This is a genomic window from Halolamina sp., from assembly GCF_036626355.1.
Classification (GTDB): Archaea; Halobacteriota; Halobacteria; order Halobacteriales; family Haloferacaceae; genus Halolamina.
Genome location: NZ_JAZKRY010000040.1, coordinates 1 through 17,126, shown reverse-complemented (window position 1 = coordinate 17,126; position 17,126 = coordinate 1). Strand labels below are relative to the sequence as shown.

Sequence of the window (17,126 nt, the reverse complement as noted above, 5' to 3'; positions counted from 1 at the left end):
GAACTTCCCAGCTGTCACTCCGCCACAATCGTCGCCAGCCACACAGTTACGACTGTGCCCGCGAGCGCGACGCCGGCGATAGCACCGAACGCCACACTCGGGCCCGACGTCTCCACCATGTAGCCGAACATCGGTGGGGCGATGGCGCCACCGAGCATCACACCGACGCTCACCACCGCGAAGTTCGTTCCGACCGTGTCGGCAGCCGAGAGTTCGTCCGTCAGTCCATCCCGGGCGGGGCCGGCGAGACTTCGAGCCGCACCAACACCGAGCAGGGCGGCAATGGCGATTATCGCTGGAACAAGTCCCGAGGCGAGCAGCGCAACGAAGCCCGTCACCGCGGCGAACGCCGCAACCATCACCGGGCCAGGAGCGATCCTATCAGTGAGGTCGCCACCGAGGATGATGGCTACCGCACCCACGACGAACATCCCCGTCAGCGCGAGGTTCGCTGTATCTGGGGTGACGCCGTAGGCCCGGTCGAGGAAGACAACGGCGTAGGTGTTCACCCCCCAGGACGCCGTCGAGGTGAGTAAGGCCAACAGCGTGAGTCCCATGATACCGGGCGAGTTCGCCAACGCCCGGAGCGCCGCGACGGCCCGGTCACGGAGCGGTTCACCCTCCACGTTCTCGGCTGCTTCGGCGTCGCCGACGTTCGGCGCAGTAACCTCCTTGCCGATGGCGAGGCGGAGCGCACCGGTCGCGGCCAATGCGTAACAGAGGCCGACCCCGCCAACAGTGCCGACCGCATGACGCCAGGTCAGCCCAGCCCCGATGAATAGCGTGAACAACACCGGCGGCGTGGCAAAACCGAGCGCGCCCCCGACGCCGTATACGGAAAACGCTCGGCCTCGAAGTCCATCAGGCGTCGCGTCAGAGAGCAGCGGGTAGTGAGCCGGGTGGTGACCACCGACGCCGACCCCGATGAGTGCCTGTCCGAGCACGAGGGTGAAGAAATCCGGAGCGACAGCGACGACGAGCACCCCCAGCGCGCCCGAGACTGACGAGAGTGCGAACGCGATTGTCCGGTCACGGGCGTCGGCGAGCCAGCCAAACGGCAGTTGGAAGAGCGTGTTGGTGGCTCCTTGCACACCGATCGCGAGTCCGAGGAGCGAGAGCGACACCCCGAACTCCGTCGAGAGCGTCGCGAGTATCGGCGGGAACAGCACCAGATACGCGTGGTTGACGTACTGTGAGCCGCTGATGAGCCCCACGACTGCTGCCGCTTCCTTCGGTGCCTCTCGGACGCTCGTAGCCATCTACCGGCTCAAGAATCCCCCCGTTCCCAACCCTACGGCTGGCGGCAAACCGCGGGGGATTCCGCCACCGGAACCAGGCACGAAGCAACGAACAGTACTTACCGTAACAACCTATTGTAAATTGTATGTTCGATTCGTCGGGAGCCCCCGAACGTCCGCCAGGTCCTGACGGCTACCCCGTCATCGGCTCGTTTCTCGCGTTCGCGCGCGACGCGTTCGCGTTCAAGACCCGGCTTTCCCGTGAGTACGGCCCGCTGACATACTACAGCTCACTTGGACGCGAGTTCTACCAGCTGAACGATCCGGAGCTGGTGGAGACGGTGCTGGTCCACCGTAACGAGCAGTTCGGCAAGGGGGAGCTGTTCCACGACATCCTCGATCCGGTCACCGGTGACGGCTTGCTGACCGCCGAGGGCGACCAGTGGCGCCGCCAGCGCCACATGGTCAACCCCGCGTTCCATCCGGATCGCATCGCGGAGTACAGCGAAATAATGGTCGAGGAGACGACGGCGATGGCCGACAGCTGGGCGGACGGCGAGACAGTGAACGTCCACAGCGAACTGATGTCGGTCACCCTCGACATCGTCTCCCGAACGCTGTTCGGGATGGAGGTTGAGGACGGCGGCACCATCAGCGAGGCGCTGGACGTGGTGATGGACAGGGTCGGCAGTCCGGCCTCCTCGCTGGTCCCCATATCGGCGCCCACGCCAGGAAATCGCGCATTCTTCGAGGCTATCGACGATATCGACGACGTCGTCGACGACATCATCGAACGACATCGGGCCGAATCCATCGATGAAGACAGCGTGCTCTCGACACTGTTGACGGCACGTGACGACGCGGGCGAGACGATGGACGACGAACTCGTGCGCGACGAGGTGCGAACGCTCCTGCTCGCCGGCCACGAGACCACTGCGCTCGCGCTGACGTTCTCGCTGTTCTGTCTGGGCCAGAACCCGGCCGCCGAGGACCTGCTGGTCGCGGAGTTGGAGGACGTGCTCGGCGGCGACCGGCCGACGATGGCCGATGCACCCAACCTGGAGTACACCGAGCAGGTCGTCGAGGAATCGATGCGGCTCTACCCACCGGTGCACGGCATCCTCCGGGAAGCCAAAACAGATGTGGCGCTTGGCGGCTACACGATACCCGAGGGCGCGACGGTGAACCTGAACCAGTGGACGCTCCATCGTGACCCGCGCTTCTTCGACGACCCGATGGCGTTCGACCCCGGGCGGTGGAGCGACGACCTGCGTGAGTCGCTGCCCCGCTTTGCCTACTTCCCCTTTGGTGGCGGCCCACGGCGCTGTGTGGGCGACCGGTTCGCGAAACTGGAGGCGAAACTCGTGCTCGCGACGCTCTATCAAAACCGGCATTTCGAGCTTGTGTCGGAGCCGAAGCTGTCGCTCTTGCCGTCGATTACGACGCGTCCGACGGAGCCGGTGCTCATGCGGGTCCACGAGCGATAATGCGTCGACTCGGCTGCCGGTTCGCCCCCTTTTAAGCCGCTCCCGCGGCGCAGTCCATCCATGCGCGAGACACCGCCGGACACTGCGCGCCGGCCCGTCACCGAGGAACGCCACGGCGAGGAAATCGTCGACCCGTATCGCTGGCTCGAGGAGGACACCGAAGCGGTCCGCGAATGGATCGAGGCCCAGAACGAGTACGCCGACTACGTGCTCGACAGCGACACCCGCGACGCACTCCGCCCCGAGTTCGAATCGGTCGCGCGCGTCACCGAGTACGGCGCCGTCACCGCTGCCGGCGGGCGCTACTTCCAGACCATCGAGGCACCCGACGAGGACCACGCAGTGCTGTACGTCCGGGACTCCTTCGAGGAGGAAGCCATCGCGCTGGTCGACCCCAACACGTTCGAGGGGGAGGCGGCGTCGATGAACTGGTTCACGGTCGGGCCCGACGGCGACCGACTGGCCTATGGCTACGATGAAGGCGGCCAGGAGCAGTACGACGTGCGCGTCGTCGACACCACCACCGGGCGCTGGCTGGACGTCGTCCCAGACGCCGGTCGCGTCGACCCTGGCGGCTTCGCCTGGACCGATGACGGCTTCTACTCGGTCCGAACCGGTGGTCCCGACGATGGGGAGGGGGACGGGAACCAACTGGATAAGGCACTCTACGCGCATACCCACGGTGATAGCCCCGAGGACGACGAACTGCTCACGGACGAGTTCAGTGAGCACGCCTGGCCCGAACTCGAAATCGACGAGGAGACTGGAACCCTGTTCGCCGCCGTCCACGAAGGAACCACGCACACCGATCTCTACCGTGTCGACGCCGACGCCGAGGAGCCACTGGTCCCGCTGCTGACGGAGTACGATGCCACGTTCGGTCCGCACGTCGGCGACGGGGAGGGCCACTTCCTCACGAACTACGAGGCCGACTACTCCCGCGTGCTCACCGCCGATATCGAGTCGCTCGCGGAGGGCGAGAACCTCGACCCGGAGGAGTTCACCGAGACGATTCCCGAGACGGACGCAGTGTTACAGGACATCACTGTAGCAGGGGACGCGCTCATTGCCAATCACCTCCGGGACGCCTCCTCGGCGCTCTCCGTCTGGGAGGACGGCGAGAACGTCGAGGAGCTACCGAGCCCTGAGTTCTGCACCATCGACGGCGTCGAGGCCGACGACGAGGGTGAGGAACTGTTCTACGTGGTCCACGGCTTCGAAGAACCGGACCGGGTCACGCGCTACTGGCTTGCAGAGGATGGTCCCGAAACCGAAGTCATCGGCCAGGACGAGGTCTCACTCGACGTGGATATCGCCGTGAGCCAGGAGTTCTTCGAGTCCGCGGACGGGACGGAGGTGCCGGCGTTCGTCGTCCACCGCGAGGGGCTCGAGCCGAACGACGAGGCGCCGACAGTGCTCTACGGCTACGGCGGCTTCCGCATCCCACAGACACCGAGCTTCTGGCGGTTTGCGGGGCCGTTCCTCGAGGCCGGCGGCGTCTTCGCTGTCGCGAACCTCCGCGGCGGTACGGAGTACGGCGAGCCCTGGCACGAGGCGGGGATGCGCGAAAACAAGCAGAACGTCTTCGATGACTTCCACGCCGTCGGCGAGGGGCTCATCGATGCGGGCTACACCGACAGCGAGCATCTCGGCGCCTACGGCGGTTCGAACGGTGGCCTGCTCACCGGCGCCGCGCTCACCCAACGGCCCGACCTCTGGGGCGCCGTGCTCTGTACGGTCCCGCTGCTGGATATGCTGCGGTTCCACCGCTTCCTCCTGGGCGAGTCCTGGACTGTAGAGTACGGCTCCCCCGATGAGGAAAACGCGTTCGAGTATATTCGGGAGTACTCCCCCTACCACAACGTGGAGGACGGGGAGTACCCGCCGACGCTGTTCAAGACCGCTGCAGGGGACACGCGGGTCCACCCGAGCCACGCCCGGAAGATGACCGCACTCATCCAGCACCATCAGACCGGCGACGACCCCATCGCGTTGCGCACGGAGACTGATACGGGCCACGGCATCGGGAAGTCGACGGAGATGATCGTCGAAGAGCAGGTCGATCAGTGGACGTGGCTCTGTGACCAGTTAGGCGCAGATGTCGATGCGGCCAGAGGGGCAGGCGAAAGCGAAGAGTAACCTCAGTTATGGACTCGGCGTCTGTACCGTCGAGAGGTAGCCCGTCAGGTCCGTCGTCGTGATGATGCCGATGACCTCGTCGTCGTCGACGACGGGCACGTGGTGAATACCGGCTTCGACCATCCGGTCGGCGACAGTGCGAATCGTCTCTCCGGCCTCTGCAGTCAGCACGTCGGGGGTCATATATGCCGAGACAGGGGTCTGATCCTTGGGCTTCTGGCCGGCGACGATGTCGACGAAATCCGTCCGTGTGAGAATACCCTCGATTTCGTGCGCATCGTTGACAACGACGACCGAGCCGATCGTCTCGTCGAGCATCAGGTCCGCGGCATCCTCGACGAGCGTCCCCGGCACGACCGTTTTGAGGTCGGTTGTCATCAGTTGGGCGACAAAGATATCGTCGATGTCGTTGATATCCTCCATGACAGTTAGTAGCAGGAGTTTGGGCATAACCCTTCCCCCTTCGGGGTCCCGGTACGTCGGCTCGTTATCGCTGGTTACAGGCGGTCGAGGAGAATGCCCCGGGAGTTGACTCTGTGGCTACTGGCTGGTCAGTTGTGCGTGGCTACCACCTGTTCGGTGGCGCTTGGCTCGAAGACCGGTCTCAGTCGGAAGGCGAGCGTCGCGTCGTACCGCCCGCCGTCTCTCGTCGACGTCGAACACCGAGAGCGCGTGGTCGGGGCTGCAGCGCCTCGATCCACAACGGCGGCAGACCAATCCCTGGTCTCCTCACATGTACGGACCACCACATCGCAGCCGCCGTGTTCGACGGCAGTCAGTTCCACCGCTTCCGGGACACCGAGGGTGATCAGACGCAGTAGCGTCGGTGAAGGAACCCTTTTTGCCATCCACCCCAGTTGAACGAGTAGATGCACCGGGATACAGTACTGCGTGTCGACCTCACGACGAGTGAGGTCAGTCGGGAGCCAGTCCCCGAGCAGTGGCGCCGCCAGTATCTTGGCGGAAAGGGACTCGGAGCGCGCTATCTGTACGACGAACTCGAGGCGGGGACTGGGCCGCTTACCCCCGAGAACCGACTCTGTTTCACCCTCGGTCCGCTCTCGGGCTATCTCCCGGGCGAGACGCGCTACGCCGCGGTCACGAAATCACCACTGACCGGCACGTTTCTCGACTCCTACGCTGGCGGGAGCTTCCCCCCAGCGCTCGCTGGGGCGCTACCGGACTGTCTGGGCGTCATCGTCCGGGGTGCCGCGGCTGAGCCGGTGTCGCTCGTCATCGAGGACGGCGAGGGACGGATCGAACCCGCCAACTGCTGGGGGCAAGACACCGTCGAAACCGCCAACGCCTACCCCGACGCGTCAGTGGCCTGTATCGGTCCGGCCGGGGAGGCGGAAGTGGTGTATGCGACGGTCGCCTCAGACGCCGGCGACCATCACGCCGGCCGCGGCGGCGTCGGCGCAGTGATGGGCTCGAAACGCCTGAAATCCGTCGTCGTCCACGGCGACCCACCCGAGATTCCCTCCGCGATCGAACGACTCCGCGAAGAGACCGATGCTGCCTACGCTGACCACGCGACAGGGCGTTGGCAAGCTGCAAGTGGGACACTCGAATCCGTGGATTTCGCCGACGAGGTCGGCGCGCTCGCCACCGAGGGCTGGCAGTCTGGCCGGTTCGACGGGAGCGACGGCGTCGGCATCGCCGCCGTACAGGACGCCGCCGTTGGTCGCGAACGCGAAGACGACCGCGTGCCAGGCGATTTCCGGGTCGAGACAGAGAACGGCGAGAGCGTTCCGCGGGGCGCGACGTCGATCAGCCTCGGCGCCGGCCTGGGTATCGACGATTTCGATGCCGTCACCGCGCTGGGTGCGACCTGCGACCGCCTCGGCGTCGACGTTATCGAGGCCGGGAGCGTCGTCGCGTGGACAGCGCTGGCCGCCGAGGCCGGGCTCGTCGACGAATCGATTGCGTTCGGTGACGACGAGGCCGCCCGGAACGTTATCGAGCGGGTCGCTGCCCGCGAAGACGAACTGGCTGACGCGCTGGCGGAGGGCGTCGCCGCCGCAGCCGCCCGGTTCGCCGCTCAGGAATCGGGTGACGAGGATGACGACGCACTTTCCGGCGAGGAACTGATGCCGACGGTGAAGGCGATGGCCCTGCCCGGCTACGACCCGCGTGGGGCAACCGGGATGGCACTCGCCTACGCGACCAGCGACCGCGGCGGCTGCCACAGGCGCGCCCGACCTGTGGAGGAAGCGGTGTTCGTCGACCGCTCACGTGCGGAAACGGTCCAGCACGTCGCCGACGCCCAGACCGCCCGGTCGGTGCTCTGGAGCCTCGTCGCCGACGATTTCCTCGGCGACGTGCTCCGAGAAGACCTCGGCGCCGAGTGGCTCCGTGCGGTCGGCATCGACCACGACGCCGACTCGCTGGCTCGTGCCGGCGAGCGCATCTGGACGCTCGTGCGGCTGTTCAACGCCCGCGAGGGATTCGACCGGGCGGAGGACGAACTCCCAGCGCGGCTTCGAGAGACCCGCGAGGACGGCGCCGCCATCAACCCGGAGACGTTCGACCGAACGCTCGACGCCTACTACGACTACCGCGGCTGGGGCCGCGACGGACTCCCCAGTCCGGAACTCGTTGAGGCGCTCGGGTTGACCGCAATTCTCGACGACGAGACGCCGCTCTCCAGCGAGTACCGTGCCGTGGAATCAGTGGCGGAAGAGGAAGCTCGTTCAGAATGACCGACAGAATCAATCTCGACGACATCGAACAGCCAGACGACGATGACAAGCCCGGACCGAACCGGGGTGACTGGCTCTGGCGGGGCGACGGGAGTCCCGACGAGGAGCCCGACGAACCCGACTACAACGTGGATATCGGCGCCGACGACTTCGCCGGAGATGCTGCCGCAACCCCACGCATCCCGCGGGAGAACGACGACAAACCCGTCGGCGTCCCCGTCGAGAGCGGTGGTGCAGGTGGCTCTGCGGCGAGTTCTGGCGACGTGCCCACCGGTGGAGTGCCGCCGAGCGCAGCGGAGCGTGAGGCCGGAGAGAGCGAGGATAGCGGGACCGACGACGAGAGTCCATCGGCGGCCTGGAGCGAGGCTGCCGAGGAACGCGGCGCTGCGACGGAGGCCGGTGAAGGCCCATCACCCGGGTCGCCGTCCCAGACAGACGCCGACCCGGCTGCTGCCAGCAACGCGTCGGGGAGCGGTCACTCCCGGGGCGAGGAGTGGGCGAACGCCGAACCCGTAAAGCAGTCTGAATCGACGCCGGGCGCGGCCTCCCACGGCTCCGGGTCGAGCAAAAAAGCCGAGATGACGATGGCGATCTCCTACCGCGCCATCCGTCGCCTCGACAACGTCCACGCTGCGCTGGCGGACGCCGAAGGGTGGACCGACTACATCGGCCTCGTCGGCGACGTTGACGCAACGGTGATCAACAAGTACCAGCGCGACAACGTGCTGGACCTGGATTTCTTCAACGGCTCGGGCACCGGCCCGGCCGAACGGCTCCAAGCGGTCGGCTTCAACTCGATGTTCTACGCCGACCGGATGGTGCTGGTCGGCGTCGACGAGCGCGAACAGGCGTGGGCCCAGGAGGCCGACTGGGAGTTCGTTCCCCTGGCAACGGCGGCCGAGAACGCCGGCTGGGAGATCAACGACGGCTAACTCGGCAAGAAAGTGGGTCTCGGCCGGTCGTTAGGGGTCGAGTATCCACCATCCATGGCTTTTTGTCTTCGGACTCTCACGAATGAAACATGAGTCTGAGAGAGGCACTGGAGCAGTCACGGCTGCTGACACTCGCGGTGCTTGCCGGCATGGCGTGGATCGCGTTCACTGTCGTTCAACTACTCGGCAAGATCAACTACTGGAGCCCCGCAGACGTGGGGCAGACAGCCGGAGCCGGCGTCGTCGGGCTGCTCGTCCTCGCCGCCGTCATCCTGCTCTCGCTTGTCCTGTTTAGCGGGCTGGGCCACGACGAGCCGACGGCAGACACGTGGCCGCCGGAGGACGCCGACGACGTAGCCTGATGGGGGAGTTCGTCTGCAGTCAGTGTGATACGTTCGCCCGTTTTACCGACAAACACGACGCGTTCCACACGGAGTGTCCAGTTTGTGAGGAGGTCAGCCTGTGGGAACTCGCGTTCGAAGCCGACGCCGCCGGGGTGGAGTTCTGATGGCGCTGTCCGTTCGCATCGGCGACCGGCTCGTCGACGCGGCCGCCGAGTGGGCCGAAACTCGCATGCAGGAGACAGAGGAGGCGCTCGAACAGAAGCTCGAACAGGCGCTGCTGGAGGTCGAGCATCTCGCCTCCGGTACCACCGAGATCGAGTTCGAATTGGACGAGGAGACACTCCAGTACGAGCCGAGCGAGGAGCTCTCGGAGCTCCTGACAGCGCAGGCCGAGCGGGTCGATTCCGACCCTGCGACGGTGCTCGAGCTGCATCTGGAGCTGTTCGCCCGGACGTTCCTGCCGGACGACTCGATTCAGGGCGGTGCGGGGCCGGGCGCGCCGGTCGATCCCGAGGACTGGTGAGGGACAACGACTAAACCCCACCCACTCGTTTTGACCCTATGGTTAATCGAGATAGCGGCTGGCGACCAAAGGGTGCGATGGACGCCTTCAGCGACTACGAGGTCTGGGAGTACAACGTCGGTCCCCACGAACTCAACGAAGGCGAGGTCGACGGCGAGATCGATTACAGCCCGTATCTCGACGACGACGAATCGTTCCCCACCTCGGTCGACGAAATCGACGACGAGTAGCTCCTCGGTATTTTTATAGTCGGTATCGACTGCATCGCTGATACCGATAGCCACCGGCTCCGAGAAGGTGCGACCCGACTCTCCCCCTCGGTAAAGAATTGGGGCCGACTCTCGGAAACCCTGAACGCGCGGAGTTGCCCGGTTGGCAACTGATTAAAGGGAAGAGAACGGCCGTACCGACGGACCGTTCGGTATCGGTAGGCGATGTTCGATGGGTGAACGCGACCGACGGGGGAGTCACAGTTAGAGCAGCTGTGCGATGATCTCGTCCTCGAACGCGACCGTGCCCGCAGCGATGTAGGCGGCCGCCCGGAACAGCGAGCTATCGGTCTTCTCCCCGAGATGGTCGGTGAACTCCTCGACCCAGGGCAGCAGATGCTCGTCGAGGAACACCCGCTCGAAGCCGAGCGTCTCCTCGGCGCCAGCGCGCTGGCGCTCGATGAGGTAGCGCAGGAATGCGAACTCCACGGCGATATGGTCGTTCTCCTCGCCGTACTCCTCGGGCGGGTTCCAGCCCGCCGCACCGTAGCTTGCCTCCACGTCGGCGAGCCCTTCGCCGATGAACTCCGTGTCGTCGCGGTAGAACGTCTCGTGGGGGAGGACGTCGGGCCGCGGGCCGACCATGATGGCGGTGTACTCCTTCGCGAGTTCGGTTTCGACCGCCCCGGGGTCGCGCCCCTGGTTCTCCTCGATGAACGTGCGGAGCTCCTCGAACCCGTTGTCGAGATGGTCGTTGACGGCCTCGCCGGGGGTCTCCGTCGCACCGGTCAGCAGGCGCTCGATGAACGCGTCGTCGGGTGTGTCGTGGAACACCTCGATAACGAAGTCGATTAGCTCCAGTCGGGCCTCGTAGACGGCGCTATCGTCCATCGTCCACCCCCTGGAACACGACAGCAGCACGACACTCGTCACAGTACTCGAAGATGCTGTGCTCGCTGTCGCCAGCGACGCCCTCGACGAGGTCGCCCACCTCGTCGCGGACGGTCTCCATCGACCCGACGCTGGTGAACGGGGTGCCACACCGGACGCAGTTCAGCATCTCGCCCTCGAACACGGGCTCCCACTCCTCGCCGTCGCGGTTCTCCGGCAACCGTGAGCGGTTCAGGCCGGGCTCCATCGTGATGGCGCCCTCCGGACAGCCGCTCTCACAGAGCTCGCAGTTCACACAGTCGGCGTGGTTGAACTGGAGCTCCCCTTCGTCCGTGCGCTGGATCGCATTCGTTGGACAGAGCGTCGTACACGTCGGCGTGAGGTTGCAGTCGTCCGAAACCTGCATCCGGCCGAACGTGTCGAGGCCCCGAATCACGTCGCGCTCCGGATCGGTTTCCTCGAGAATCACGCGGAGCGACTCCAGCGCCCAGTCGTGGGTCGAGAAGGGTTCGCGCGGGGAGTCGGGGCGCCCCGTTCCTGTTGCCTCGTGCTCGCCGGTTGGCAACGGCGTCGGGTCCAGCCCGGAGACGAACGAATCGAGTTCTTCGGCGAAGCCGTCGTGACCGTCGCTCTCTGGTGCGATGAACGTGGTTCGGGTTCCGAGTCCAAGGTCGCCCGTCGCGACGTTCATCCGATCGACCAGTTCCTCCTTCGGGTCGGGGCCGGAGTGGAGACAGGCGTCACCGCAGCCGACGATGGCGACGGCGTCCGCGCCAGCGGCGAGTCCGTGGAGCACCTGCGCTTCGCCGACTGTGTCCGTACAGTTGACGCGGACAGGGAGGATCGGGTCGTACGACGCCGCCTCGCCGCGGCCAGCCTGTCGGCCGTAGGCGTTCAGCGCGTCCTCGGCTTTTTCTGAGCAGACGAACGCCAGCACCGGCGACTCGATAGCTTGGCCGTCACCCAGGAAGGAGGAAAGTCGCCCGCCTCTGTCCACGTCGAGCACCGACTCGACCTCCCGAGCGAGGCGCTTGTTGTTCGGCTCGCGAAGTTGGACCGCCCCAGTCGGGCAGGCTGACGTGCAGGCGCCACAGTCCATGCAGGCGGTCTCGTCGAACGCCACCGTGTCCACCGAGGGACGAGAGACGGCCTCGTGGGGACAGGCGTCCGTACAGCGGGTACAGCCCTCGACGCCGGAGTCACCAGCGGCACAGAGCTCCATATCGATATCCAGATGCTGCAGTTTGGAGATGCCCCCGAGCTGGCTCTCGACGGCCACAGCGACGCCGCCGTCAAAATGCGAAAAGTAGCCGAGTTGGCCGCCTTGCCCCTTCCGGGGGCCGCCGGGGTAGACGACCTGGTCGGCTTCGATGGGACGTTCGACGCCCTCCGGCTCGATGGCGTCGACGGGACAGCAGTCCAGATACTCGCCCTCGGGCGGGTCGGGGACGATGTCCACGGGGTAGCTCGTCACTGCCTCGTCAGGGCCCAAGCGAACACAGTCCAGACAGCCGATACACTCCTCGGTCACCCGAGCCTGAAGCGTGAGTTCGAACTCTCCGAAGCGACCTTCGACAGACTGGACGCGGCCGCGCTCGATAGTGATGTCGTCGAAATCGTCGTCGCCATCGCCGTACTCCTCGCCGTTGGCGATGAGCGTCACGTCAGCCCGCCCGGCCAGGGACTCGGCAGCTGCGGCGTCGCCGACGACGACGACGTGCTCGCCTGCATCGCGAGAGACCGTTCGGGCGGGCGACTCCTCGCGAAGCCCGGCAACGGTCGAGTCGATGAGCCGGCTAGTTTTCTCGGTGGCTGCGGCCGGTTCGTGGACCCAGCCCGCTCCCTCCCGGTGGTTGACGAACGCTGTCGCGTCAGGATGGAGTTCCTGTTCCTCCGTCATCGACCGGATACGCTGCTGACAGCCCGCGTCGGGAGCCGTCGCGACGACGTGGTCGAGGTCGTACTCGTCGACGACCGCCGCGGCCTTCGGGAGCCCCTCCCCACAGAGATGGCTCGCGCTGGCGACAACCTCGACGTCCTCGTCGGCGACGCCCTCGCGAACGCCCTCCGTGTCCAGAGCGTCAGGGGCACCGCAGTCGCAAACAAATGCGCCTACCTTCATCATAGGAGCGGTGGCTTACCACGGGGAAAGGGCTTCCGACCCTGGACCATGCCGACGGAGCCGGACCTGTTTGAGAGGACAGAGTACCGGGCCGTCGTCTCGTAAATGCCAATTACGAGACAGCAAAAACTCGTGTCGTGGACGGTGCAATTAAGTAAGCGGCGTTTTTGACGTTCCATATTGCGCGCCGGCAGTTGAAGGCGCGACAGGAATATAACACATGAGTTCAGAACCAGTCTCTCTCGACCTGGACCGCAGGTCGTTCCTGAAAGCCAGCGCGCTCGCCGGCGCGGTGGCTCTCGGGGGCGGCGGCGCCGGACAGGCGCTCGCTGCAGGCGACGGAGAGGTCGACGGAACGGATGAAGAGGGCGAACTTAGCAAAACCGTTTGTAACTTCTGTGCCGTCGGTTGTGGGTTCAAGGGCGAACGCAAAGGGAACGCGTTCGTCGGCCAGGAGCCCTGGCACGAGAACCCGATCAACAACGGTTCGCTCTGTTCGAAAGGAGCCGCGATCTACGGGAGCGAACATTCCGAACGGCGGCTGAAGCATCCGCTCCTGAAGGACGGCGACTCCTGGCGGAAAGCCGGCTGGAACGAGGCCCTCGAGAAAGTCGGAGGCGAACTCGACCAGATCCGAGAGGAGCACGGTCCCGACTCCGTGATGTGGATGGGGTCGGCCCACTTCTCCAACGAGGAGTCCTACGCATTCCGGAAACTCGCGAGCTTCTTCGGAACCAACAACGTCGACCACCAGGCCCGTATCTGTCACTCGACGACCGTCGCCGGCCTCGCGAACACGTGGGGCTACGGGGCGATGACCAACACGATCAACGACTACCGCAACTTCGATCTTAACCTCATCATCGGCCAGAACCCGGCCGAGGCCCACCCCATCGCGATGCAGCACATCCTCGAAGGGCAGAAACGGGGCGGTGAGATCGCTGTCGTCGACCCGCGATTCACCAAGACCGCGGCGAAAGGCGACCACTACTACCGGATGCGCCCCGGGACCGACGTGGCCCTGATGATGGGCCTGATGAAGTATCTCCGGGACGAGAGCGAACTCGACCAGCAGATGCTCCAGGAGCGGGTGATGGGCTGGCCCGACGTCGAGACCGAACTCGACCAGTACGACCTCGAAACGGTCGAGGACATCACCTGGATCAGCCAGGAGCAGATTCAGCATCTCGGTGACCTCATCGTCGATAACGCACCCAACTTCCAGATCGAATGGGCAATGGGTGGAACCCAGCACAACAACGGGACCCAGAACATCCGGTCGTACGCGCTCACCTCGCTGGCCTCCGGGAGCGCGGCCCACTCGGGTGGCGGCCTCCAGGTCATGCGTGGCCACGCGAACGTACAGGGTGCGACCGACCTCGCCGTCGCGAGCCACATCCTGCCGGGCTACTACTCGGTCGGGTCCCCCGGTTCGTGGGAGTACTGGTCGGACGTCTGGTCGAAGAGCCCCTACACGAGCGGCGAGATCGGGTTCGAGGAGCTCTACGACCGCTACGATCTGATGCCCGAAGAGAAGTACACGCGGCAGTCTGGCGGGGAGTCAGCCGACGACTCGTTCCCCTCCAACCGCTCGATGATGTTCCAGAAGGGACTGACGGTCGCGCGGTGGTTCGACGGCGGACTCCCGCAGGAGGAACGGCTCAACGAGACGCCGCTCTACCAGCCCGACGAGTTGAAAGCCGTCATCATCTGGGGCCACTCGGTCAACTCCATCTCGGAGATGCAGAAGATGAAAGACGCGATGGACCGGATGGACCTGGTCGTCGTCGTCGACGTGTTCCCGTCCGTGGCTTCGGTGCTCTCGGATATGGACAACGTCGTCATCCTCTCGGCCGCGTCACAGTACGAACACCATCGTTCGCTGACGAACTCCCACCGCTCGGTCCAGTGGTCCGATCCCGTGCGACCGCCGTCCCACAACACGAAGCCGGACCTCGAGATTATGCAGGAACTCGCCAAGCGCTTTGGCTTCGGCGAGCATTTCGACTGGGGCTCGGGCCCCGGGATGCACAACGGGAAGAGCAGCTACGAGGAGGTGCTCCGCGAGGTCAACCTCGGCGTCCGAACGATCGGCTACCAGCAGGACCCCAGCCGACTCCAGGAGCAGCGTGAGTACGACTGGGCGTTCTCGACCGAGAACCTCAAAGCCGAGGAGGAAGGGCTCCCCGTCTCCGGGGAGTTCTGGCAGCTTCCCTGGCCGTGCTGGGGGGAGGGGCATCCGGGCACGCCGATCATCTGGAACGACGAGCTCGACCCGCGGAACGGCGGACAGGACTTCCGCTCCCGCTGGGGTGTCCAGGCGCCGACGCCGGACGACTGGGACGAGATGAACACGGAGAAGGACTACCCGATGCAGGAGACCTACGACCAGGGCGGCGAGGACGCCCTGAACATGCTCCGTGACTCCTACACCCCCGACTGGGACTCCTCGTTCGACAGCGAGGTCCAGGGCGTTCCGCAGTACCCCGGCTTCGCGACGACGCTCCCGCCGGACCCGACCAATCCCGACGCGCTCTCCCTGCCGTACGCGTACGCGCTCGACCCGACGAAGTCCGTGTACGACACGGCGGTCGCGATGAACGACCGCTACGGCACGGAGTTCGACGAGGAGTTCTACGAACAGTACGACTTCACGCAGCCAGACGCACCAACTGGTCGCGGGCGGGCACGCGGGGTCGTCTGGAACTTCCTCGACACGGTGCCGGTCCACCGCGAGCCCGTCGAGAGCCCGCGTCCGGACCTCGTCGAGGAGTGGCCATCGAACGGCCAGCAGATCAACTTCTACCGACTCGACCAGAACAACGCGACGGTCCAGTCGGAGGCGACGGCCGCCGCGAACTCGGGCGGCTACTCCACGATTATGACCACTGGCCGGCAGGTCGAACACCAGGGCGGGGGCGCAGAGTCGCGCTCCAACGAGTACCTGGCGGACCTCCAGCCCCACATGTACGTGGAAATCCATCCGGATATGGCCGAGGAGCTGGGTGTCGACGGCGGCGACCTCGTCGTCGTCTCGACGACGGACCGAGGGTCCGTCCTCGTGAAGGCGCGGGTCACCCCGCGGCCCGGCACCGGGCCACAGCAGGAGGAGATATTCCTGCCCTACCACTGGGGCGGCATCGCGAAAGGCGAGAGCCTGCTCGAGAAATACCCCGACGGCAACGAGCCCTTCGCCATCGGCGATTCGGTGAACTTCATCACCTCGCGTGGCTACGACGTGGAGACCCAGATGCAGGAAACCAAGGCCGCGATGGCGAAGGTCCGGCCGGCGACCCAGGAGCTCGTCGACGAGCTGAACATGGACGTCGATCTCTCGACGTTCACGTTCCCGCAGGACGAGGACGGCTTCGGGCAGCAGAAGAGCTTCGACACCCGCGACAACACGACGGTCCAGTAAGATGTCCACAAACGAATCAGACACCGAAATGATGAGCCAGGGGGTGATGAGCACCGGCGACGATACGCGCATCTTCCCCGACGTAGCTGCGTGTATCGACTGTGGCGGCTGCGTTGTCGCCTGTAACCGAACCTGGGACATGCCTCGAGACGAACAGCGTATCAGCATCTCCACGATGCTCGAGGGCGAGGAGGGCGCTGACGGCCTGAACGCGGACCCCTCGCAGGCGATGGCACAGGGCGAGTCACCCGGTGAGACCAGCGTGCCGATGCAGTGTTATCACTGTGACAACGCGCCCTGTGTCTCGGTCTGTCCGGTCGACGCACTCGTCACGAAGGAGAACGGCTTCGTCGACGTGCGCGAGGACGTCTGCATCGGCTGCCAGTACTGCCTCTCGGCTTGCCCGTTCGGCGCTCCCCAGTTTCCGGACTCCGACGACGGCGCAGCGAAGCTGTTCGGCACCGGCGGCACGATGGACAAATGTACCATGTGCGAAGAACGGCAGGACGTCGGCAAAGGCCCGGCCTGCGCGGAGGAGTGTGCGACCGACGCCATCCTCGTCGGCAGCAGCGAGCAGATCGCCGACGAGCTGGACAAGCGTGAGTCCGGTTCGTTCTTCAACGACCAGGCGATGACCGTCGTCTTCGGCGACGACGCGGGGGCGTTCGGCGTATGAGCAGCGCTACCGCTGACAACGGCGCGAGTAGCTATTCACGAGCCGTCATTGCGATCAACGCCGCGGTCTCGGTGGTCATCGCACTCGGCCTCGTCTGGGTCGTGAACGGCTTCAACATCTTCTACGAGGAGCTGTTCCGGGTCCAGCCAACCGTCGAGGGCGGCGGCATCGGCGCCAACTGGGTAACCGGCAACGAGATCGGCTGGATGAAAATAATGGTCGACGCTGTCCACCTCGTCGACATCATCATGGGACTGTTCATTCTCCTGATGATGTTCATCCACTGGGGGGCGTTCCGGCGCCTCGCCAACCGGATGCAGCAGCCTGGCGAAGGGGAGCTTGCAGCGGATGGCGGCTCGTCGGCACGAGCAAACGACGAGGACAGCGGCTCGCCGGCAGACGACGGCGCCGACGCCTCCGGAGGTGACCAGGAATGACAAACTTA

The 17,126-nt window shown here is 65.3% G+C and carries 15 protein-coding genes; 11 read left to right on the top strand and 4 right to left on the bottom strand.

The features are described from left to right. Nucleotides 1–14 precede the first annotated feature (14 nt). Nucleotides 15–1,259 carry an MFS transporter gene (locus V5A38_RS08060; protein ID WP_332325246.1) on the bottom strand — a complete coding sequence of 415 codons (1,245 nt, stop codon included), beginning with the start codon at nt 1,257–1,259 and terminating at the stop codon, nt 15–17. Between the two features lie 125 nt (nt 1,260–1,384). Between V5A38_RS08060 and V5A38_RS08055 the strand changes: the two genes are divergently transcribed. Next, a complete protein-coding gene (locus V5A38_RS08055; RefSeq protein WP_332325245.1) occupies nt 1,385–2,725 on the top strand; it encodes a cytochrome P450 in 1,341 nt (446 codons plus the stop codon). Between the two features lie 60 nt (nt 2,726–2,785). Then, nucleotides 2,786–4,864, top strand: coding sequence for a prolyl oligopeptidase family serine peptidase (locus tag V5A38_RS08050; protein WP_332325244.1), 2,079 nt, complete (start codon nt 2,786–2,788; stop codon nt 4,862–4,864). Nucleotides 4,865–4,870: 6 nt separating this feature from the next. Here V5A38_RS08050 and V5A38_RS08045 read toward each other — a convergent pair whose 3' ends face one another. Further along, entirely contained in the window at nt 4,871–5,269 is a 399-nt protein-coding gene (locus V5A38_RS08045) for a CBS domain-containing protein (protein WP_332325254.1), read from the bottom strand. A 464-nt stretch (nt 5,270–5,733) separates the two neighbouring features. Here V5A38_RS08045 and V5A38_RS08040 point away from each other — a divergent pair, with 464 nt between their 5' ends. From V5A38_RS08040 to V5A38_RS08015, 6 genes are all read left to right on the top strand, one after another. Beyond that, nucleotides 5,734–7,566, top strand: coding sequence for an aldehyde ferredoxin oxidoreductase C-terminal domain-containing protein (locus V5A38_RS08040; RefSeq protein WP_332325243.1), 1,833 nt, complete (start codon nt 5,734–5,736; stop codon nt 7,564–7,566). Next, the gene (locus V5A38_RS08035; RefSeq protein ID WP_332325242.1) at nt 7,563–8,498 is read left to right on the top strand and encodes a hypothetical protein; all 936 of its coding nucleotides are present in this window, start codon (nt 7,563–7,565) and stop codon (nt 8,496–8,498) included. The genes V5A38_RS08040 and V5A38_RS08035 overlap by 4 nt, the downstream gene beginning before the upstream one ends. Nucleotides 8,499–8,587: 89 nt before the next feature. Then, entirely contained in the window at nt 8,588–8,860 is a 273-nt protein-coding gene (locus V5A38_RS08030) for a hypothetical protein (protein ID WP_332325241.1), read from the top strand. After that, nucleotides 8,860–9,006, top strand: coding sequence for a hypothetical protein (locus V5A38_RS08025; RefSeq protein ID WP_332325240.1), 147 nt, complete (start codon nt 8,860–8,862; stop codon nt 9,004–9,006). Before V5A38_RS08030 ends, V5A38_RS08025 begins: the two co-directional genes overlap by 1 nt. Next, nucleotides 9,006–9,365: a hypothetical protein gene (locus V5A38_RS08020; RefSeq protein WP_332325239.1), complete on the top strand. Its 360-nt coding sequence runs from the start codon at nt 9,006–9,008 to the stop codon at nt 9,363–9,365. Before V5A38_RS08025 ends, V5A38_RS08020 begins: the two co-directional genes overlap by 1 nt. Before the next feature lie 38 nt (nt 9,366–9,403). Continuing rightward, nucleotides 9,404–9,595 (top strand): hypothetical protein, encoded by a 192-nt coding sequence (locus V5A38_RS08015; RefSeq protein WP_332325238.1) that lies wholly within the window; start codon nt 9,404–9,406, stop codon nt 9,593–9,595. A 243-nt stretch (nt 9,596–9,838) separates the two neighbouring features. Here the strand turns inward: V5A38_RS08015 and V5A38_RS08010 are convergent, their stop codons facing one another. Then, a complete protein-coding gene (locus tag V5A38_RS08010) occupies nt 9,839–10,465 on the bottom strand; it encodes a molecular chaperone TorD family protein (RefSeq protein ID WP_332325237.1) in 627 nt (208 codons plus the stop codon). Then, a complete protein-coding gene (locus V5A38_RS08005) occupies nt 10,455–12,587 on the bottom strand; it encodes a hydrogenase iron-sulfur subunit (RefSeq protein WP_332325236.1) in 2,133 nt (710 codons plus the stop codon). The genes V5A38_RS08010 and V5A38_RS08005 overlap by 11 nt, the downstream gene beginning before the upstream one ends. Nucleotides 12,588–12,807: 220 nt before the next feature. Here V5A38_RS08005 and V5A38_RS08000 point away from each other — a divergent pair, with 220 nt between their 5' ends. The 3 genes from V5A38_RS08000 to V5A38_RS07990 are packed head-to-tail and all read left to right on the top strand — an operon-like array spanning nt 12,808 to nt 17,118. Next, entirely contained in the window at nt 12,808–16,005 is a 3,198-nt protein-coding gene (locus tag V5A38_RS08000) for a formate dehydrogenase subunit alpha (RefSeq protein WP_332325235.1), read from the top strand. A gap of 1 nt (nt 16,006) precedes the next feature. Then, nucleotides 16,007–16,681 (top strand): 4Fe-4S dicluster domain-containing protein, encoded by a 675-nt coding sequence (locus V5A38_RS07995; RefSeq protein ID WP_332325234.1) that lies wholly within the window; start codon nt 16,007–16,009, stop codon nt 16,679–16,681. Next, complete coding sequence (locus V5A38_RS07990) at nt 16,678–17,118, top strand: hypothetical protein (protein ID WP_332325233.1); 441 nt, start codon at nt 16,678–16,680, stop codon at nt 17,116–17,118. Before V5A38_RS07995 ends, V5A38_RS07990 begins: the two co-directional genes overlap by 4 nt. Nucleotides 17,119–17,126: the final 8 nt, after the last annotated feature.